Source organism: Salipiger bermudensis, assembly GCF_020171625.1.
GTDB classification, from domain to species: Bacteria; Pseudomonadota; Alphaproteobacteria; order Rhodobacterales; family Rhodobacteraceae; genus Salipiger; species Salipiger bermudensis_B.
The window spans coordinates 142,338-162,457 of sequence record NZ_JAIUZY010000012.1; the positions used below are offsets into that span (position 1 = coordinate 142,338).

Below are 20,120 nucleotides of genomic sequence, written 5' to 3' on the forward strand. Positions count from 1 at the left end.
CTCAGCCCAGAAAGATGGCCCGGAAGCGCTCGGCGGTAGGCGAGAGCGCCCGCCGCGCCGGGCTCAGCAGGTAGAGCTTGCGCTCGAGCCGCAGATCGCTGACCGGCACGAAGACGATGCCCGGGTCGTTGAACAGCCCGACCGCGTTGCGCGGCAGCAGCGCCACGCCGATGCCCGCGCGCACGAGGCAGAGCTGGGCGATGGTGGAATGGCTGCGCAGGGGGCCGGTCTTCAGCGTGTCGGGCAGGCCGGGATGGGCGGCCAGCAGGCGCGAGGAGCCGGTCTCGGTGCCGAGGTGAATGAGCGCCTGCGGGTCGATATCGGACAGCCGCACCGGCGCCCCCGTTCGCGCCAGCGGGTGATCGGCGCAGCAGGCGAGGCCGAAGGGATCGGCGGCGATCTCGGTCTGGACGAGATCGGGCGAACTGCGCGCGCGACCGGCGGCGGCCAGATCGAGCCGCCCGTCGGCGACCATGGCGGCCAGCGTTTCGGCGACGTCATCGTGCAGGGTGAGGATCACGCCGGGATGCTCGGCCCGGAACCGCGCGATGGCCGGGGCGATGAGCGGCGTGATCGCCGAGGGCGCGGCGCCGAGGCGCAGCGCGCCGTGCAGCCCGCGCGCCCGGGCCCGCAGGCGGGTGAGCGACTGGTCGAGCGCGTCGAGCAGCGGCGCGGTGTCGTTCAGGAACTCCAGCCCGAGCGGCGTCGGCACCGGCGGGCGGCTGCGCCGGTCGAACAGCGCCCCGCCGGCAATCTCCTCGATCTGGCGCACCGTCTCGGTCAGCGCCGAGGGCACCACGCCCAGCCGGTCGGCGGCGCGGGCAAAGCTGCCCTCGGCCCAGATCGCGTGGATCGCCCGCAGGTGACGCAGGTTGAAGTTCGTATTTTCTGCATCAATCTTCATATCTTTCAATTTTAAAGAACGCCGCGCTTCGGTCAATATGCGCCCGCACAGGAGAGCCGCATGACCGCCACCGACAGCCGTTTCACCGACGCCATCGCCACGCTTCCTGCCGCCCTGCGCGCGGCGGGCTTCCGGGGGGAGGTCGAGCGCGACAGCGCCCTGCGCGCGGCGATGTCGACCGACAACTCGGTCTATCGCATCCTGCCCGACCTGATCGTCGCACCGCAGAATGCCGAGGACGTGGTGACGGCCCTGTCGGTGCTCGAGCGGCCCGCCTTCGCGCATCTCCCGATCACCGCGCGTGGCGGCGGCACCGGCACCAATGGGCAGAGCCTCAACCACGGCGTCATTCTCGACATGCGCCGCCACATGCACCGGCTGCTCGCGGTCGATCCCGAGGGGCAATGGGCCGATGTCGAGCCCGGCATCGTGCTGGACGATCTCAACGCGCAGCTGCGCCCGCGGGGGGTGTTCTTCGCACCCGAGACCTCGACCTCGACGCGCTGCGTGGTTGGGGGGATGGTGTCGACCGATGCGTCGGGCAAGGGCTCGCGGATCTATGGCAAGACCTCGGACAACCTTGTGGGCGTCGAGATCGCGCGGGGGCAGGGTCTGGTCTCGAGCCTTGAGGACGCGCCGGACTGGGCGCAGCCGATGCTGAACGCCGCAGAGCGCGCGGCACGGGGGGGCCGGGCGGCTTTCGTCGAAAACACGCCGCGGCTCAACCGCCGCTTCACCGGCTACGATCTGGACCGCGCCTGCCCCGAACAGGGGGGCTTTGAGTGGTGGCGGCTGTTCCCCGGCTCCGAGGGCACGCTGGGGCCGATCACCCGCATCCGGGTCAGGCTGCGCCCGCTGCCGAAGGAAAAGCGCCTCGTGGTGGCGGGTTTCGCCAGCTTCCGCGACTCGCTCGCCGCGGCGCTGCCGCTGATGCAGGACGATCCCACCGCCATCGAGGTGATGGACGAGCGCGTGCAGGCGTTGGCCAGCGAGGCCGGGCTGCTGGGGCGTCTGCCCGAGGCGCTGCGCCCGAAGGGTGGCGAGGCGCTCGCCTACACCTTCGTCGAGTTCAATGGCGACAGTGCCGAGGCGGTCGAAGCCGGGATCGCCGCCTGCGAGGCGCGGCTGCGCGGCCTGCCGGGGATCCGGGCGGTGCACGTGGCCTCCGGCGCCGACGAGATCCGCGAGCTCTGGGCGATCCGCTCGGCGGGGGTGGGACTGCTCGGCAAGGTCGAGGGGCGGGCGCGACCGGTGGCCTTCGTCGAGGATTGCGTGGTGCCGCCCGAGGCGCTGCCGGCGTTCCTCGACGGGTTTCTCGAGATTCTCACCCGGCACGGGCTGAGCTTCGGCATCTACGGTCATGTCGATGTGGGCTGCCTGCACATCCGACCGGCGCTCGACATCGACGCCGAGGAAGACCGGGCGCGGCTGGTCGCGGTGTCGGACGAGATCTACGCGCTGGTGAATCGCCATGGCGGCATCTTCTGGGGCGAGCACGGCAAGGGCGTGCGCGGCGCCTATCTCGAGGGCTGGATCGGGCCCGAGGCCTATGCCGCGCTGCAGGGTGTGAAGGCGGCCTTCGACCCGGAGGGGCGGTACAATCCGGGCAAGCTGGTGGCCACCGACACGCCGGTGATGGGGATTGCCACGACGCCGTTCCGCCCGTTCAACGCGCCCGAGGGCGATGCGCTGGAGAAGGCCTTCCGCTGCAACGGCAATGCGCAGTGCCTGAGCTATGCGGCGAGCACGCCGATGTGCCCCTCGTTCAAGGCGTCCGAGGATCTGCGCCATTCGCCCAAGGGCCGGGCCGACGCGATGCGGGCGTGGCAGGAGGGCCGGCGGACCGGTGTGCAGACCGTGGAAGAGGCCGACCTGCTCGGCACGCTCGACACCTGTTTGGGCTGCAAGGCCTGCGCCTCGACCTGCCCGGTGCAGGTCGACATCCCGTCGATGCGCGCGGCGGTCTATGCCGATATCTACGCCCGCAAGGCGCGCCCCCTGACCGACCGCGCCATGCTGCTGGCCGAGCGGCTGAGCCCGTGGCTGGTGCGCGTGGCTCCGCTGGGCCGGCCCTTCTGGCCGCTGGCGAGGAGGATCACCGAGCGGGTTCTTAGTGTCACCGACCTGCCGGACAGCCTCGCCCGGCCGCTGCCGCGCGCGGCGCGGATTTCGTTGCGCGAGCTCGGGAGAGAGACCCTGCCGGAGCGCACGGTGCTGGTCTGGATGGACTGGTTCTCGGCGCTCTATGACGAGGCGACGCAACGCGACGTGCTGCGCGGTCTGACGGCGCTTGGCTACGCGCCGCGCTTTGTCGAGATGCTGCCGGCGGGCAAGGTAGCGGGCGATCTGGGCGATGCGGCGGGCTTCCGGGCGATGGCCGACCGGCTCTCGGCGGCGCTGCGCAAGGGCGCGGCCACCGGCGCGCCGATGATCGGGCTCGACCCGGCTTTCGTCATGGCGCTGCGGCAGGACTACCGAAAGGCGGGGCTCGACGTGCCCGCGCTGCTGCTGCCGCAGGAGTTCCTCGCCTCGGACCTGCGCGCGGGTGTGCGCCTGCCGCAGGCGGAGGGCGGGGCGCTCAGCCTCTTCACCCACTGCACCGAGAGCACCGGCGCGCCGGGCTCCCGCGCGGACTGGCAGGCGGTCTTCGAGGGCATCGGCCTCGGGATCGAGACGCCGGCGACGGGCTGCTGCGGCATGGCAGGCATGTTCGGCCACAAGGACCGCCATCAGGAGATGTCGCGCAGGCTCTTTGAGCTGTCCTGGGCCAAACCCGTGGCCGAGGCGGAAGAGGCGGTCGCGACCGGGTTTTCCTGCCGGTGCCAGAGCGAACGGCTCGGCGGCAAGGCGATGCGCCACCCGCTGGGGGCGATCGCGGACCGGCTGGGCGCGCCGGACTGAGCGTCGCGCCACGGGGCGGATCGCCGCCGGTCCGTGATGAGCGGTTGCGATGGCGACCGTTTGGATATACATTCGAGCGTGTATATCCAGATCGATGGAGGCCGCCATGCAGGTCGCGAAATGGGGCAACTCGCTTGCCGTCAGACTGCCCGCCGAGCTTGTCCGGGAGCTTGGCCTGAAGGAGGGCGACGAGATCGACCTCACCGCCGGCGAGGACGGTCTCGCCGTGCGTCGCCACGCGCGTGCCGACGAGGTGCTGGGCCGGCTGCGGCGGTTCCGTGGCCGGCTTTCGGCGCAGGATCGGCTGAGCCGCGACGCCGCGCATGAGCGCTGAGTTCCTCGACACCAACGTCATCCTCTACCTGCTCGACGACGGACCCAAGGCGGACCGCGCCGAGGCGCTGCTGCTGCGCGCGCCGCGGATCAGCGTGCAGGTGCTGAACGAGGCGCTGGTGAACTGCCGCCGCAAGGCCGGGATGAGCTGGGATGAGGCCGGCGCCTTCCTGTCGGGTATCGAAGAGTTGTGCACGGTCGAGGATCTTACACCGCGGACCCACGCCGTGGGCCGCGCCCTGGCCGAGCGCTACCGGCTGTCGGTCTACGACTCGATGATCGTCGCCGCGGCGCTGCTTGCCGGGTGCACGCTGCTGCATTCCGAGGACATGCAGTCCGGTCTGTTGATCGAAGGGCAGCTGCGGATCACCAACCCCTTCCTCTGAGCCGGCCTTCCGCGCCGTCGACCATCGGCGCCGTCAGCCCTGTATGCTCGCGGTGGTGTCGAGCAGCACTGGCAGGATCTCGCGCCGCACGCGGTCGAAGTCGTAAGCCAGGCTCGACAGCGATACCTGAACGGCCGCGTCGGCGCGGCCATCGGTGCCGATGATCGGCACCGCCAGACTGATCTCGTTCAGCAGGACCTGCGCTTCGGTGATGGCGTAGCCGTTGCGCCTCGCGGCGACCACGTCTTCCTCGACAACCGCGCGGTCGGTGATGGTGCGGGGCGTCGCGGCGGGCAGGGGCCAGCTGGCGCAGGCCTCGCGATACTCCGCCTCGCTGCGCGTCGCCAGCATCACCCGGCCCGAGGCGGTGGCGAGCGCCGGCACCCGTCGTCCGACGATGCTTGCGGCGAAGTGGGTGCGGTGGTTGGGCAGGCGCAGGGCGTAGATGATGTGATCCCCTGACATCTGCGCGAGATTCACCGTCTCGCCGACCGTGCGGCTGAATTCGATCAGCTTCGGCAGCGCGCGCGAGATCAGCGGGTTCGACCAGTAATAGACATAGGCCAGCTCGAGCCAGGCATGGCTCGGACGATAGCGCCGCGTGTCGGGATCGCGGTCGAGCATCCCCTCCACGTGCAGCGTGTGCGCCATGCGCTGCACCGCGCTCTTCTCGAGCCCGGTGCGCTCGACCAGTTCGGTGAGGGTCAGGGAGACGTGCGATTCATCGAAGGCGCGCAGCAGGCGCAGCCCCTTGGCAAGCGTTCCGACGTGGAGAGAGTTCTGCTTCATTTGCAACCGCTGCCTTCATCTGCCCACCCGCCACCCGCTTTTGACGAAGACGGGGCTTGACGACGACCATGCGTGTCCGGCTAAGATGATTAAATAATAATCTAACGTATCAAATAATGATACATCGATGTCAACCAACAGGATTTGAGATGAACAAGAGACTTCTGGACCGCTCCGCACTTCTCGCCCTCACGCTGGCCGCCACGACCGCGCTGCCCGCCTTTGCCGACAAGGCCTCGGGCACGCTGAACGTGGCCTTCACCAAGGAGCTGGAGAACGTCGACAGCTACTTCAACTCGTCGCGCGAAGGCGTGGTGCTGCAGCGCGCCGTCTGGGACGGGCTGATCTACCGCGACCCCGAAACCAACGAATATGTCGGCAACCTCGCCGAGAGCTGGGAGTGGGTCGACGACACCACGCTCGAGTTCAAGCTGCGCGAGGGCGTGACCTTCCACAACGGCGAGGCGTTCAACGCCGATGACGTGGTCTACACGGTGAACTTCGTCGCCAAGGAAGAGAACGGCGTGAAGACCCAGCGCAACGTCAACTGGATGGACTCGGCCGAGAAGGTCGATGACTACACCGTCCGCATCAAGCTCAAGCAGAAGTTCCCGGCGGCGATCGAGTTTCTCTCGGGTCCGGTCTCGATGTATCCCAACGAGTACTACGCCGAAGCCGGCCCGTCCGGCATGGGCCTGAAGCCCGTCGGCACCGGCCCCTACAAGGTGGTCGACGTGGTGCCGGGCCAGCACTTCGTGCTCGAGGCCAACGAGAACTACCACGACAGCCCCAAGGGCCAGCCCGAGATCGAGAAGATCGACATTCGCACCATTCCCGACGTCAACACGCAGATGGCCGAGCTGTTCTCGGGCTCGCTTGACCTGATCTGGCAGGTGCCTGCGGACCAGGCCGAGAAGCTGGGCGAGATGGGGCAGTTCACCGTCGCCAACGAGTCGACCATGCGCGTGGGCTACCTGCAGATGGACAGCGCCGGGCGCTCGGGCGACACCCCGTTCACCGACCCGCTGGTGCGCAAGGCGGTGAACTACGCCATCAACCGTCAGGAACTGGTGGATGCCCTGCTTCAGGGCTCGTCCAAGGTCGTCTACACGCCCTGCTTCCCGAGCCAGTTCGGCTGCATCCAGGACGTGACCGAATACGAGTACGATCCCGAGAAGGCCAAGGAGCTGCTGGCCGAGGCCGGCTATCCCGACGGTTTCAGCACCGAGTTCTACGCCTATCGCGACCGTCAGTACGCCGAGGCGATCGCGTCGTACCTGAACGCCGTGGGCATCGATACCGACTTCAAGATGCTGCAGTACTCGGCGCTGCGCGAGCTCAACATGGATGGCGAGGTGCCGCTGTCGTTCCAGACCTGGGGCAGCTACTCGATCAACGATGCTTCGGCCATGGTCAGCCAGTTCTTCAAGCATGGCTCGCTCGACAGCACCCGTGACGAAGAGGTGCTCGAGTGGCTCAACGTGGCCGACAGCTCGACCGACCCGGATGAGCGCATCGAGTACTACACCAAGGCCATCCAGAAGATCGCCGAAGAGGCGTACTGGGCGCCGATGTTCACGTACAACACCAACTACGTGTTCTCGCAGGATGTCAGCTACACGCCCACCGCCGATGAAGTGCTGCGCTTCGTCGACATGAGCTGGAACTGATCCCGCTGGGGTGAGGGGCACCGCCTCTCACCCGCTTTCCAGACCACCGAGATACCAGACGCACGGGTCAGGCGATCCGTGCGCGAGAGGGTTCGCATGCTTCCATTCATCCTGAAACGGCTGGGACTGGCACTGCTTGTCGCCTTCACCGTCAGTTTCATCAGCTTTTCCCTGCTTTTCCTCTCGGGAGATCCGGCCGCCGCGCTGGCGGGCGAGACCGCAAGCGGCGAGGACATCGAGGCCATCCGGCGCATCTACGGCTTCGACCGGCCGATGCTGGTGCAATACGGCGACTGGCTGTTTTCGGCCCTGCGCGGCGATTTCGGCGAGAGCTACTATTTCAAGCTGCCGGTCGCGAGCCTGATCGCCGAACGGCTTCAGGTCACCATGACGCTGGGCGTCTGCGGCATCCTCTTCGCGCTGCTCACCGCCGTGCCGCTCGGCGTGGTGGCGGCGATCCGTCCCAACTCGCTGACCGACCGCGTCGCGCTGTTCCTGTCGGTCGCCGGGCAGGCGATGCCGTCGTTCTGGTTCGGCCTGATCCTGATCGTGGTCTTCGCCATCCAGCTTGGCCTGCTGCCGCCCTCGGGCGCCGCGACATGGCGGCATTTCATCATGCCCACCATCGTGCTGGGCTATTACGCCATGCCCGCCATCATGCGCCTGACCCGCGCCGGGATGCTCGACGTGCTGGGTTCGGACTACATCCGCACGGCGCGTGCCAAGGGCGCCGGCGAGACGCGGGTGCTGTTCAAGCACGCGCTGCGCAACGCCATCATCCCCGTCGTCAGCCTCGCGGCGGTGCAGATGGGCTTCATGCTCGGCGGCTCGATCGTGGTCGAGTCGGTCTTCGCGCTGCACGGCGCGGGTTACCTCGCGTGGGAGAGCATCGCGCGCAACGACCTGCCCACGGTGCAGGCGCTGATCCTTGTCTTCTCGATGTTCTACATCGTCTTCACCTTCCTCGCCGACGTGCTCAACGCGTGGCTGGACCCCAGAATGCGGAGCGCCTGACGTGACCGACGCCACCGATCCCCTCTCCCGCGAAATCGAAGGCCCGTCGCCGCGCCAGATGCTCCGGGCGCGCGCCCTGAAACACAAGGCGCTGATCTTCGGCATGACCGTGGTGCTGCTGCTGGTGCTGGTGGCGCTGTTTGCGCCGTTGCTGGCACCGCACGACCCCTACGCGCAGAGCCTGATGAACCGGATGGTCAAGCCGGTCTTCATGGGCGGCACGTGGGAGCACCCGCTGGGCACCGACCACCTTGGCCGGGACTACCTGTCGCGGCTGATCTACGGCGCCCGGGTGTCGCTGCTGATCGGCGCCGTGGCGGCGCTGATCTCGGGCGTCATCGGCACCGCCATGGGCGTGGCCGCCGGCTATTTCGGCGGCAAGGTCGATGCCGTGGTGACCTTCCTGATCAACGTCCGCCTCGCGATGCCCGTGGTGCTCGTGGCGCTGGCGGTGGTGGCCATCCTCGGCGGTTCGCTCACGGTGGTGATCTGCGTGCTGGGTCTGCTGCTCTGGGACCGCTTCGCCGTGGTCATGCGCGCCTCGACCCTGCAGGTGCGCCGGCGCGACTACGTCGCCGCCGCGCAGGTCATCGGTGCCTCGACGCCGCGCATCGTGCTGACCGAGATCATGCCCAACATCTTCAACAACCTGATCGTCGTGGTCACGCTCGAGATGGCGCACGCCATCCTGCTCGAAGCGGCGCTGAGCTTCCTCGGCCTGGGCGTGCAGCCGCCGACCCCGTCCTGGGGCCTGATGGTGTCGGAGGGCAAGAACATGATGCTGTTCGAGCCGTGGCTGGTGCTGATCCCCGGCGCGGTGCTCTTCGTGCTGGTGCTGGCGATCAACCTGATGGGCGACGGTCTGCGCGACGTCACCGCCCCCGAAGGCAGGAGCTGAGCCATGAGTGACACGATCCTTTCCGTGAAGAACCTGACCCTCGACATCCCCATGGGCAGCGGCACGCTGCACGCGGTGCGCGGCATCGACTTCGAGCTCAAGCGCGGCGAGACGCTGTCGATCGTCGGCGAGAGCGGCTCGGGCAAGTCGCTGACCTCGCTGGCGGTGATGGGGCTGCTGGGCAAATCCATCACGCGGCAGGCCGACGAGATGCGCTTCGAGGATGTCGACCTTCTGAAGGCCAACCGCCGGGTGATGCGCTCGCTGCGCGGCAACCGCATGGCGATGATCTTTCAGGAGCCGATGACCTCGCTCAACCCGGCCTACACCATCGGGGATCAGCTGGCCGAAACGCTCAGGCTGCACCGCAAGGTGAGCAACGCGCAGGCCCGCGCCCGCGCCATCGAGCTGCTCGAGAAGGTCGGCATCACAGCTGCCGAAAGCCGGCTGAACCAGTACCCGCACCAGCTTTCGGGCGGGTTGCGGCAGCGCGTGATGATCGCGCTGGCGCTGATGTGCGAGCCCGACCTGCTGATCGCGGACGAGCCGACCACGGCGCTCGACGTGACCATCCAGGCGCAGATCCTGCGCCTGCTGGTCGATCTCACCCGCGAGATGAACATGGCGATGATCCTCATCACCCACGATCTCGGCGTGGTGGCGCGCGTCGCCGACAAGGTGGCGGTGATGTATGCCGGCGAGCTGGTCGAGACCGGCCCCTCGACCGAGGTCTTCGCAAGGCCCAGCCATCCCTACACCCGCGGCCTGCTGCGCTGCATCCCGCAGCCCGGCAAGACCGAGCGCGGCGCGCCGCTCGGCACCATTCCGGGCATCGTGCCCTCGCTGATCGGCGAGGTCACGGGCTGCGCCTTCCGCACCCGCTGCCCGCACGCCCGGCCCGAGTGCCGCGCGCCGATCCCCGAGCGCGGCGACGCCAGCCACGCGTTCCGCTGCATTCATCCCGATGGGGCCCTGTCGCAAGAAGGAGAGGTCGCATGAGCGATATCCTGACCCTCGAAGGGGTGAAGAAGACCTACAGCGTCAAGCAGGGCCTGTTCGGCACCCGCAAGCCGCTGACCGCGGTCAACGACGTGACCCTGTCGATGCGCAAGGGCGAGGTGCTGGGGCTCGTGGGCGAGTCGGGCTGTGGCAAGTCCACGCTGGCCAAGCTGCTGCTGGGGCTCGAACAGCCCACCGCCGGCAGGGTGCTGGTCGAGGGCGACGACATGGCGGGCCTCGACCGCCGCGCGCTGGCCGGGCGGTTGCAGCCGATCTTTCAGGATCCCTATTCCTCGCTCAACCCGCGCAAGTCGATCTACGACCTGATCTCGCTGCCGCTTCGGGTGCACCGGATCGGCGATGCCGCCAGCCAGCAGAAGGCGGTGCGCGAGATCCTCGACGTGGTGGGCCTGCCGCAGCGGGTCATCAACACCTATCCCAGCCAGATGTCGGGCGGGCAGCGGCAGCGCGTGGCCATCGCCCGCGCGCTGGTGATGCGCCCCGAGATCGTGATCTGCGACGAGCCGACCTCGGCGCTCGACGTGTCGGTGCAGAGCCAGATCCTCAACCTTCTGGGCGATCTGCGACGCGAATTCGGCCTGACCTACCTGTTCATCTCGCACGATCTTGCGGTGGTCGAGCACCTCGCGACGCGGGTGGCGGTGATGTATCTCGGCCGCATCGTCGAGGAGGCGCCGGTGGCCGATCTCTTCGAGCGTCCGCGCCATCCCTACACCCGCGCGCTGCTGAGCTCTGTGCTCACCCCCGACCCGACGCAGGGCGTGCCCGAGACCTCGCTCGGCAGCGACTACCCCAACCCGATCGATCCGCCCTCGGGCTGCGCCTTCCACCCGCGCTGCCCGCACGCGACCGAGCATTGCAAGGCGGTCGCGCCGCGTCCGCTTCAGACCGAGTCCGGCCGGGTCGAGTGCCACCTGCACGACCCCGAGAGCCCGATGTTCGAAAGGAGCGCCGCATGAGCGCCTTGTCGAAGACGCAGGAGACCCGCAAGCACGTCATCGAGACGGCGGGCGGGGTGGTGGCGGCGCAGCATCGTCTCGCCGCCGAAGCCGGGGCCGAGGTGCTGCGCGCCGGTGGCGACGCGGTCGATGCGGCGGTGGCGACCTCCTTTGCCATCGGGGTGCTCGAGCCGTGGATGAGCGGACCGGCCGGCGGCGGGGCGGCGGTGCACTGGCGCGCCGACACCGGCGAGGCGGTGGCGATCAATTTCGGGATGCGCTCGCCGCGCGGCCTGAAGGTCGACGACTACCCGCTGAGCGGCGAGGGCAAGGCCGGCGACCTGTTCCCGTGGGAGCGGGTGGTCGAGGACCGCAACGTCGAGGGCGCCAAGGCCATCGCGGTGCCCGGCACCGTCGACGGTCTCGGGCAGGCCCATGCCCGCTGGGGCCGGATGCCATGGGCCGAGTTGCTCTCACCGGCCATCGCATTCGCCCGCGTGGGGATGCTGGTCGACTGGTATGCGGCGCTGCTGATCGCCTCGACGGCGCGCAACCTCGCCAAGGATCCCGACGCCGCGGCGCTGTTCCTCGATGACGGCATCTGGCCCAAGGGCAGCGGCTGGACCGCGATCCCCGACAACCGCCTCGACCAGAGCGCCATGGCCGACACGCTCGAGGCGCTGGCCGCCGGCGGGTCGCGCGCCTTCTACGAGGGCGACGTGGGCCGCGCGCTGGCGCAGGACGTTCAGGCCAAGGGCGGCAGCCTCGCCGCCGAGGATCTCGCCGGCTACCGGGCCTGGGTGGGGGCGGCGCAGCCGGTGCCCTATCGCGACGCGCTGTTCCACGTCATGCCCGGCCTCACCGCCGGCCCGACCTTCGCGCGGGTGATGGAGCAGCTCTCCGACGCCGACCTGTCGCAGCCCGCGTCAGCCTATCCCGCCTATGCCCGCGCGCTCGCCACCGCCTATGCGGAACGGCTGGGCAAGATGGGCGATACCGGCGAGGTGCCCGAGGCACCGGGCTGCACCACGCATTTCTCCATCGTCGACCGCGACGGCAACATGGTGGCCAACACCCAGACCCTGCTGTCGATCTTCGGCAGCCGCGTGGTCTCGCCCTCGACCGGGCTGCTGATGAACAACGGCATCATGTGGTTCGACCCCGAGCCGGGCAAGCCCAACTCGCTGGCGCCGGACAAGGCCTGCCTGATGAACGTCTGCCCGGTGCTCGGCGCGGGCGGCGGACGCCGCGTCGCGCTCGGCGCCTCGGGCGGGCGCAAGATCGTCTCTGCCGTGTCGCAGCTGGCCTCCTTCGTGGTCGATGGCGGCATGGGCCTCGGCGAGGCCTTCCACACCCCGCGCATCGACGTCTCGGGCGGCAGCGGCATCGTCGCCGACGAGACGCTGCCGAAAGAGGTGCTGGACGCGCTCGGCACCGTCATGCCGGTCCAGACCACCCGCCGCACCGTGCTGCCCTATGCCTTTGCCTGCCCGGCAGGCGTGATGCGCGACGGCACCACCAACACCGGATGCACCGAAATCATGTCGCCCTGGGGCGACGCAGCCCTCGAGGACGACCAATGACCCGCGACGCCGCCATCTCCCATGTCACCGACTATTTCGACGCGGGAACCTTCCAGTCCGACCTTGCCGGTCTCGTCGCCTTCCGCACCGAGAGCCAGAACCCGGCTCAGGAGGCGCGCGACGAGTCGCTGCGCTACCTGCGCGAGGCGATGCTGCCCCGGCTCGAGGCGCTCGGCTTCGCCTGCGAGATCATCGAAAACCCCGATCCGCGCGGCGGCCCCCTGCTGCTGGGCGAGCGGGTCGAGGCCGAGGGCCTGCCGATGGTGCTGACCTATGGCCACGGCGACGCGGTGCTCGGGCAGGAGGGCATGTGGCGCGAGGGCCTCAAGCCATGGGAGATCGTCGAGGAGGGCGACCGGCTCTACGGGCGCGGCACCGCCGACAACAAGGGCCAGCACCTCGTCAACATCGCCGCGCTCGAGGCGGTTCTGACGGTGCGCGGCAGCCTCGGCTTCAACACCCGCATCGTCCTCGAGATGAGCGAGGAGGTCGGCTCGGTCGGCCTGCCCGAGGTGTTCGAACAGTACAAGGACAGGCTCACCGCCGACGTGCTCATCGCCTCCGACGGGCCGCGCCTGCAGCCCGAGGTGCCGACCATGTTCATGGGCTCGCGCGGGGGCACCACCTTCGATCTCGTGGTCGAGACTCACGAGGGCGCGCATCACTCCGGCAACTGGGGCGGGCTGCTCGCCGATCCGGCGATGATCCTCGCCCATGCGCTGGCCTGCATCACCGACGCGCGTGGACAGATCAAGGTGCCGGAATGGCGCCCCGACAGCCTCACCGACAGCGTCCGTGCGGCGCTGCGCGACCTGCCCGTGACGGGCAGTGAGGGGCCGGCTGTGGACCCGGACTGGGGCGAAGAGAGCCTGACCCCGGCAGAGCGGGTCTTCGGCTGGAACAGCTTTGCCGTGCTGGCGATGGTTTCGGGCGTGCCCGAGGCGCCGGTCAACGCGATCTCGGGCTGGGCACGGGCAACCTGCCAGCTGCGCTACGTGGTCGGGACGGACCCGGAAGAGGTGATCCCCGCGCTGCGCCGTCATCTCGACGCGCATGGTTTCGAGCGGGTGCAGATCCGCGCCCATGACCGCGGATTCTTTGCCGCCACCCGGCTCGATCCCGGCCACCCCTGGGCGCAGTTCGTGGGCGAGTCGATCCGCAAGACGGCGGGCGCGTTGCACGTGCTCCCGAACCTCGCCGGCTCGCTGCCCAACGACAGCTTCACCGATATCCTAGAGGTGCCGACGATCTGGGTGCCGCATTCCTATCGCGGCTGCTCGCAGCACGCGCCGAACGAGCACATCCTGAAACCGGTCTCGCGCGATGCGCTGCGCGTCATGGCCGGGGTGTTCTGGGATGTCGGGGCCGGCGGCACGCCCGCCGGCTGAGGACAGGCCAAGCGGCGGGAGGGCATCGCGGCGCGTGCCGTGGTGCCTTGCACTTTCCTGCGCAGGGTGCTGCTCTGGTTGGCGAAAGAGGAGCGCTCAGATGACCCTGTTCCCGATCCGGGCGGCGATGGCCGCCCTGCTGCTTGCCCTGTCGCTGCCGCAGTCGGCTGCGGCCTTCGAACCCGGCTACGCCGTCACGCTCGACGACCGCGTTCTCGATATGCACCGGGGGCCGGGATTTGACAGCCGGGTGATCGGTCGCCCCGGCCCGGGCACGATGTTGCGGGTGCTCGCGGTGCGGGGTGGCTGGGTGCAGCTTATTGATCTTGGCGGCCTCTACCCGTCGGGCTGGGTCGCCGCCAGCGCCCTCGCGGGGCTCGGGCAGCCCGATGCCACGCGGGCCGCCGGAACCGGCGAGGGGATGACGCTCACCCGCGGCACCGACGTCGAGGGTCGGCCCTCTGGCCGACGCTCCTTCCGCAACGCGCCGTTCGGGGCGGCACCGGTCACGATGCCGCTGCCCGAGCCGTCGCCCCCGCTTCCGATGCCGTGGCCCTCGGTGGAGGGCGATGGGCTGCAAGAGCCGCTGCGCACCGACGTCGCGCGGTTCGACTGCCTGCGCAATGGTGGCGCGGGGGAGGGGCTTGCGGGCTGCACGCTGCGGCTGAGCATCGATCTCGAGATCCCCGACACCTACGCGCCCTATCTGACCGACACGGTCGCGCTGGTCTGCGAGGCAAGCATTTCCTACCAGAGCCTCGGCGCCGAGGCGCCGCGCACGATCTGGGAGCAGGGGCAGACGCGGCTTCTGATCCGCGACGGAACCGGCGTCGGCACGGTGGCGGTGCGCTTCGACTTTTCGCTGGAGCCCGACCCGGTGCACTCGGCCGAGATCGCAAGCGTCGACTGCCAGCCCCGGCGGTAGGGTGCGCTTCGTCCTGATAGCCGAGAGGGGCCAGCGAGCGGCACGTGCCGACCGGCCGCGCGTCAGCGCGACGGCGATGCCGGAGCAGGGGGCGCAGCGCGGTCTTGTCGATCCGCATCTGCCCGCGCCTTGGCGGCGGCGAGGCCGGCGCTAAAGCGCGCCATTTCGGCCTCGGAGGGGATCTTGCCGCAGAAGGTCTGGACGTAGGCGGGCACGCGGGCCGTGCGTGTGGCCTGATCCTCCCGGACCTGCATCGCGATGTATCCGATTTGGGTCAGGTAGACGGTGCGCGCCCGCACGTCGGCCTCGTCGAAGGCAAAGCCAAAGCGCAGGAACATCGCGCGGATCGCGTCGAGGCGGGCCTCGTCTGCCCGATGGACCCGGACCGCCACCGCGTCGGATTGGTGCGCCCAGCCGCGAACCGCGAAATCCAGTTGCGCCGAGAACCGCGCCTCATCCTGAAAGACCGCGATCAGGTTGAGGATCGCTTCGGTGATGGTCTCGGCGAAGCTGTCGCAGGCGGCGACGAAGGCGCCGGTATTCTGCGCCTCCCAATCGTCAAGCAACGCATCGAGCAGGGCCTTCCGGTCCTTGAAGAACCAGTAAAAGCTGGTGCGGGCAATCTCCAGCCGGCTGGCCAGAGGCTGGATCTTCACGGCATCGACGCCGCTGTCGATCAGGGCGGCGCGGGCCGCGTCGAGCCAGACATCGCGCGAGCCGCGCCAGCCAGAGGGTTTGTCGGGGTTGTCGCGCGCTTCGATCATGGGCCGAGCATAGGACGCGCCAACACCGGTAACAACGAAAATGTGCAGCAGCGTACTTTTTGTTGACAGTTATGAACATTGTTGGGTTGATGCCGTTATCAGCCCGGAGATTCCCCGATGACGTCCAGAGACCCGCTCCTCCAGCCCTACCAGCTCAAGCATCTGACGCTGAAGAACCGCATCATGACCACCAGCCATGAGCCGGCCTACCCGGAAGACGGGATGCCCAAGGGGCGCTACGTCGCGTACCATGCCGAGCGGGCCAAGGCCGGCGTGGCGCTGGCGATGACGGCGGGGTCCGCCGCGGTTTCGAGGGATAGCCCGCCGGTCTTTAACAACGTCCTCGCCTACAGCGACGAGGTGGTGCCGCATATCCAGCGGCTCACCGACGCCTGCCACGAGCATGGCTGCGCGGTGATGATCCAGCTCACCCATCTTGGCCGCCGCACGCGGTGGGACAAGGGCGACTGGCTGCCCTCGATCTCCTCGACCCGGCACCGCGAACCGGCGCACCGCGCCTTTCCGAAGCGCGCCGAGGATTGGGACATCGCGCGCGCCATCTCCGATTTCGCCGACGCCACCGAGCGCATGAAGGCCGGCGGCATGGACGGCATCGAGCTTCAGGTCTACGGCCACCTGCTCGACCAGTTCTGGTCGCCCCTCAGCAACGATCTCGACGGGCCCTATGGCGGGCAGACGCTGGACAGCCGGATGCAGTTGCTCAACGACGTGCTCCGCGGCATCCGCGCCCGAGTAGGAAACGCGTTCATCGTCGGGGTGCGCTACACGGCGGACGAGGCGGAGCCCGGCGGCATCACCGCCGACGAGGGGCTGGAGATTTCCAAGCGCCTCGCGGCCTCGGGCATGGTCGACTTCCTGAACGTGATCAAAGGTCGAATCCACACCGACCCGGCGATGACCGACGTGATCCCCGTGCAGGGCATGAAGAACGCGCCGCATCTGGATTTCGCAGGCCGGGTCAAGGCCGAGACCGGGATGCCCACCTTCCACGCCGCCAAGATCCCCGATGTCGCCACCGCCCGCCACGCCGTGGCGAACGGCCTGCTCGACATGGTCGGGATGACCCGGGCGCACATGGCCGACCCCCACGTGGTCCGCAAGATCGTCGAGGGCCGCGAGGAGGATATCCGCCCCTGCGTCGGCGCGACCTACTGCCTCGACCGCATCTATCAGGGCGGCATGGCGCTGTGCATCCACAACGCCGCCACGGGACGCGAAGAGACCATGCCGCACGACATTGCCCCCGCCGCGACGCCGAAGAAGGTGGTGATCGTCGGCGCCGGTCCCGCCGGGCTCGAAGCCGCCCGCGTCGCGGCCGAACGCGGACACGAGGTCACCGTCTTCGAGGCCCAGCCCGAGCCCGGCGGGCAGATCCGTCTGACCGCCCTGAGCGAGCGCCGCCGCGAGATGATCTCGATCATCGACTGGCGCATGGCGCAATGTGCCGCCCGCGACGTGACCTTCCATTTCAACACCTGGGCCGAGGCGGCGGACGTCACTGCGCTAGCGCCCGACGTGGTCATCATTGCCACCGGCGGCCTGCCCAACACCGGCCTCTACGAGGACAACAGCGATCAGCCTCTCGTGGTCTCCGCCTGGGACATCCTTTCGGGCGACGTCAAACCGGGGCAGGACATCCTGATCTACGACGAGAGCGGCGACCACCCGGCCCTCATGGCGGCCGAAGTCGCGGCCAAGGCAGGCGCCAAGGTCGAGGTGATGACCCCCGACCGCGTCTTCGCCCCCGAGATCATGGCGATGAACCTCGTGCCCTACATGCGCGCCCTGCAGGAGAAGGATGTGACCTTCACCGTGACCCGCCGCCTGACCGCGGTGGAGCGCGACGGCAACCGTCTCAAGGCCATCATCGGCACGGATTACAGCAGCTTCACGAGCGAGAAGAGCTACGATCAGATCGTGGTCAACTACGGCACGCTGCCGCTCGATGAGCTGTATTTCGATCTCAGGGAGCTGTCGTCGAACCGGGGCGCCGTCGATCAGGACGCGCTCGTCGCGGGCCGGCCGCAGACCATCGCGAGCAACCCCGAAGGGACGTTTCAGCTCTTTCGCATCGGCGATGCCGTCAGCGCCCGCAACACCCACGCGGCGATCTACGACGCGCTTCGTCTGGTGAAGGATCTCTGACCGACCCTTGAACACCCGTCAGGTCGGGCCGTGACGGGGCGATCCTGACGCCGACGGGTGAGGCTTTGTCACCCGCGCGGAAACCCGTTAGGCGCCGAGCCGGCGAAGAAACCCCGGACGCGAGGGCGTGCAAGACAGACAGCGATGGTCATCCCGGTTGACGCAGGGGCGCACGCATCCGGGAGGCTGCGCGACAGCAGAACCTTCGGGCGAAAGCATGGAAACGGCATATCTTTCCACAAGTTTTGTCGGATAAAGAAGGTGAGGTCCGTCGTGGGACCGCCGGCCCGAAACGGAAAGACGATGATGACACGCCTCACACAGGACTATTCTGGCCCATCGCTGCCTGCCGGCAGCGCCGAAGGGATGCCCCAGGAGGCCCTTGCACGTCATGATGCCTTCATGACCCGGAAAGCCCCCAGCCTCGAAAGCGACTGGATGCAGGTCGACATCTACAAGGCTCATATCGAAGAGATGGGGCCGGCCATGCTCACGCGGATGCACGAGCTGACCATGAGCGTGTTCTGGCCGCACCGCGCCCCCGACATCGCGCTCTGCATCGGGCTGGGCAAGGGCTATGTCGCCCTGGACGAGATCGGCAGGCCGCTGAGCTCGGCCATGGGCTTTCCGAGCGACGAGGATTTCGCCATGCTCGGGATGATGGTGACGACCCCGCGCCTGCAGGCCCAGGGCACGGGCGGGCGGCTCCTGCGGCGGCTCATCAACGATCTGAAGGGCCGAGATCTGCGCCTCTCGGCCACGCGCGAGGGATATCGGCTTTACGAGGCGGCCGGGTTCACGCCGGTGGGGCTGGTGTATCAGCATCAGGGCATGGCGCGCGCGATCCATCCGCCCGAGCCGGTCGCGGGGGTGACGGTTCGGCCCATGCGGCCGGACGATCTGCCCGCCATCGCGGCGCTCGACCGGCACGCCTACGGCGCGGCGCGGACGGCCATCCTGACGGCGCTGAACGAGGTCTCCGAGGTGATCGTGGCCGAACGTGGCGGCGAGATCGAGGGCTTCGCGATGATGCGCACCTTCGGCAAGGGCCGCGTCATCGGCCCTCTGATCGCCGAGCAGGACGGAGTCGCGATGCAGCTCGCCGCACATTTCATCCTCGCCTGCGAGGGCGAGTTCCTGCGGCTCGACACGATCGTCGAAAGCGAGCGCTTCGAGGCCTTCGTCTCGGCGGCGGGGCTCGGGGTCTACGACACCGTCACCGACATGAGGTTCGGCCGGTTGCGCCGGGCCAAGAGCGGCCCGATGACCTACGGGCTGGCGATGCAATCGCTGGGCTGATCCCGGACCGGGGGAGGGGGCGCCCGATGGCGCCCCGCGTCACGACAGCCGGTCCTTGAGGCCGAAATACATCCCCACCAGCGGCAGGAACCACGGCTTGCCGGAGTGCAGCGGCACCTTGGGCCAATCGAGCCCCTGCAACGGGTTGGTGTCGGTGCGGCCCATCGCCATGTCGGCGAGCACCTGTCCCATCAGCGTCGCCATCTGCGCGCCGTGGCCGGAATAGCCCATGCCGTAGATCATGCCGTCGGCCTCTCCGGCCCGCGGCAGGCGGTCCTTGGTCATGCCGACCATGCCGCCCCAGCAATAGTCGATCCCGACCCCTTCCATCTGCGGGAACATCTCGGTCAGCGCCGCGCGCAGCACCTTGCCCGATTTGGCATCCGAGCTCTGGTCCGAGGTGGCCGAGAACCGCGCCCGCCCCCCGAAGATCAGCCGCCGGTCCGGCGACAGGCGGAAATAGTTGCCGATATTCATCGAGGTGACATAGGTGCGGTCGCCCGGCAGGGTGGCCGCGATCTCGGCCTCGCTGAGCGGGCGGGTGGCGACGATGAACGAGCCGACCGAGATGATGCGCTTGCGGAAATAGCCAAGCGGCGCGCCCGCGACGCTGTTGGAATAGCCGTTGGTCGCGGCGATCACGCGCTCGGCGCGGATCGTGCCCCGCGGCGTCTCGATCACCCAGCCGCCGCCCTCGCGCTTGCGCCCGGTGACCGGGGCGTCTTCCCAGATCTTCGCGCCGCGGCGATGCGCGGCCTCGGCCAGCCCGTTCACGTAGCGGCCCATGTGCATCATGCCGGACTTGCCGTAGAGCATCGCGCCGTGGAACTGGTCCGAGCCGATCTCGTCGCCCAGCTCGTGCGCCTCGAGGAAGCGGGTGTCGGGATCGACCTCGCGGTGAACCAGCTCGAAATTGGCGCGCAGCCCGGCGACGTGGCCGGGCTTGGAGGCCAGCTTGAGCTTGCCCGAGCGGCGGAAATTGCAGGCGATCCCCTCTTCGGCGATGACCTCCTCGATCATGTCGATCGAGCGGTCATACGCCTGCCACAACGCCTTGGCGCGGTCCGCGCCGAGATGCGCCTTCGCTTCGCCATAGCCGTGGGCCATGCCATTGTTGAGGTGCCCGCCATTGCGGCCCGAGC

The 20,120-nt window shown here is 68.7% G+C and carries 17 protein-coding genes; 13 read left to right on the top strand and 4 right to left on the bottom strand.

Annotated features, from left to right (window positions below):
- Nucleotide 1: 1 nt before the first annotated feature.
- On the bottom strand, nucleotides 2–904 hold the full coding sequence (locus LCM15_RS18410) for a LysR family transcriptional regulator (RefSeq protein ID WP_224859007.1): 903 nt from the start codon (nucleotides 902–904) through the stop codon (nucleotides 2–4).
- Between the two features lie 60 nt (nucleotides 905–964).
- On the opposite strand from LCM15_RS18410, the gene LCM15_RS18415 reads away from it, so the two are divergent.
- The 3 genes from LCM15_RS18415 to LCM15_RS18425 all read left to right on the top strand — a co-directional run bounded on the left by LCM15_RS18415 (nucleotide 965) and on the right by LCM15_RS18425 (nucleotide 4,524).
- Nucleotides 965–3,805 (top strand): FAD-binding and (Fe-S)-binding domain-containing protein, encoded by a 2,841-nt coding sequence (locus LCM15_RS18415; protein ID WP_224859009.1) that lies wholly within the window; start codon nucleotides 965–967, stop codon nucleotides 3,803–3,805.
- A 106-nt stretch (nucleotides 3,806–3,911) separates the two neighbouring features.
- Nucleotides 3,912–4,139, top strand: a complete 228-nt coding sequence (locus tag LCM15_RS18420) for an AbrB/MazE/SpoVT family DNA-binding domain-containing protein (protein ID WP_224859011.1) — start codon at nucleotides 3,912–3,914, stop codon at nucleotides 4,137–4,139.
- A complete protein-coding gene (locus tag LCM15_RS18425; RefSeq protein WP_224859012.1) occupies nucleotides 4,129–4,524 on the top strand; it encodes a PIN domain-containing protein in 396 nt (131 codons plus the stop codon). The genes LCM15_RS18420 and LCM15_RS18425 overlap by 11 nt, the downstream gene beginning before the upstream one ends.
- A gap of 33 nt (nucleotides 4,525–4,557) precedes the next feature.
- Here the strand turns inward: LCM15_RS18425 and LCM15_RS18430 are convergent, their stop codons facing one another.
- On the bottom strand, nucleotides 4,558–5,313 hold the full coding sequence (locus LCM15_RS18430) for an IclR family transcriptional regulator (RefSeq protein WP_224859014.1): 756 nt from the start codon (nucleotides 5,311–5,313) through the stop codon (nucleotides 4,558–4,560).
- A gap of 149 nt (nucleotides 5,314–5,462) precedes the next feature.
- On the opposite strand from LCM15_RS18430, the gene LCM15_RS18435 reads away from it, so the two are divergent.
- The 8 genes from LCM15_RS18435 (at nucleotide 5,463) to LCM15_RS18470 (ending at nucleotide 14,749) form a co-directional block, all read left to right on the top strand.
- Entirely contained in the window at nucleotides 5,463–6,983 is a 1,521-nt protein-coding gene (locus LCM15_RS18435) for an ABC transporter substrate-binding protein (protein WP_224859016.1), read from the top strand.
- A 96-nt stretch (nucleotides 6,984–7,079) separates the two neighbouring features.
- Nucleotides 7,080–7,997 carry an ABC transporter permease gene (locus LCM15_RS18440; protein ID WP_224859018.1) on the top strand — a complete coding sequence of 306 codons (918 nt, stop codon included), beginning with the start codon at nucleotides 7,080–7,082 and terminating at the stop codon, nucleotides 7,995–7,997.
- A 1-nt stretch (nucleotide 7,998) separates the two neighbouring features.
- Nucleotides 7,999–8,895: an ABC transporter permease gene (locus tag LCM15_RS18445; protein ID WP_224859020.1), complete on the top strand. Its 897-nt coding sequence runs from the start codon at nucleotides 7,999–8,001 to the stop codon at nucleotides 8,893–8,895.
- Between the two features lie 3 nt (nucleotides 8,896–8,898).
- On the top strand, nucleotides 8,899–9,894 hold the full coding sequence (locus LCM15_RS18450; RefSeq protein ID WP_224859022.1) for an ABC transporter ATP-binding protein: 996 nt from the start codon (nucleotides 8,899–8,901) through the stop codon (nucleotides 9,892–9,894).
- A complete protein-coding gene (locus LCM15_RS18455) occupies nucleotides 9,891–10,874 on the top strand; it encodes an ABC transporter ATP-binding protein (protein ID WP_224859024.1) in 984 nt (327 codons plus the stop codon). Before LCM15_RS18450 ends, LCM15_RS18455 begins: the two co-directional genes overlap by 4 nt.
- Nucleotides 10,871–12,436, top strand: a complete 1,566-nt coding sequence (locus LCM15_RS18460; protein WP_224859026.1) for a gamma-glutamyltransferase family protein — start codon at nucleotides 10,871–10,873, stop codon at nucleotides 12,434–12,436. Before LCM15_RS18455 ends, LCM15_RS18460 begins: the two co-directional genes overlap by 4 nt.
- Nucleotides 12,433–13,824, top strand: a complete 1,392-nt coding sequence (locus LCM15_RS18465) for a M20 family metallopeptidase (RefSeq protein WP_224859028.1) — start codon at nucleotides 12,433–12,435, stop codon at nucleotides 13,822–13,824. Before LCM15_RS18460 ends, LCM15_RS18465 begins: the two co-directional genes overlap by 4 nt.
- 100 nt (nucleotides 13,825–13,924) lie before the next feature.
- Entirely contained in the window at nucleotides 13,925–14,749 is an 825-nt protein-coding gene (locus tag LCM15_RS18470; RefSeq protein ID WP_224859029.1) for an SH3 domain-containing protein, read from the top strand.
- A gap of 62 nt (nucleotides 14,750–14,811) precedes the next feature.
- Here LCM15_RS18470 and LCM15_RS18475 read toward each other — a convergent pair whose 3' ends face one another.
- Entirely contained in the window at nucleotides 14,812–15,513 is a 702-nt protein-coding gene (locus LCM15_RS18475; protein ID WP_224859031.1) for a TetR/AcrR family transcriptional regulator, read from the bottom strand.
- Between the two features lie 117 nt (nucleotides 15,514–15,630).
- Between LCM15_RS18475 and LCM15_RS18480 the strand changes: the two genes are divergently transcribed.
- Both LCM15_RS18480 and LCM15_RS18485 read left to right on the top strand, forming a co-directional pair.
- Nucleotides 15,631–17,679, top strand: a complete 2,049-nt coding sequence (locus tag LCM15_RS18480) for an NADH:flavin oxidoreductase (RefSeq protein ID WP_224859033.1) — start codon at nucleotides 15,631–15,633, stop codon at nucleotides 17,677–17,679.
- A 402-nt stretch (nucleotides 17,680–18,081) separates the two neighbouring features.
- A complete protein-coding gene (locus LCM15_RS18485) occupies nucleotides 18,082–18,978 on the top strand; it encodes a hypothetical protein (RefSeq protein WP_224859035.1) in 897 nt (298 codons plus the stop codon).
- Nucleotides 18,979–19,017: 39 nt separating this feature from the next.
- Here the strand turns inward: LCM15_RS18485 and LCM15_RS18490 are convergent.
- On the bottom strand, nucleotides 19,018–20,120 hold a 1,103-nt coding region (locus LCM15_RS18490; protein WP_224859037.1), incomplete at its 5' end, for an NAD(P)/FAD-dependent oxidoreductase.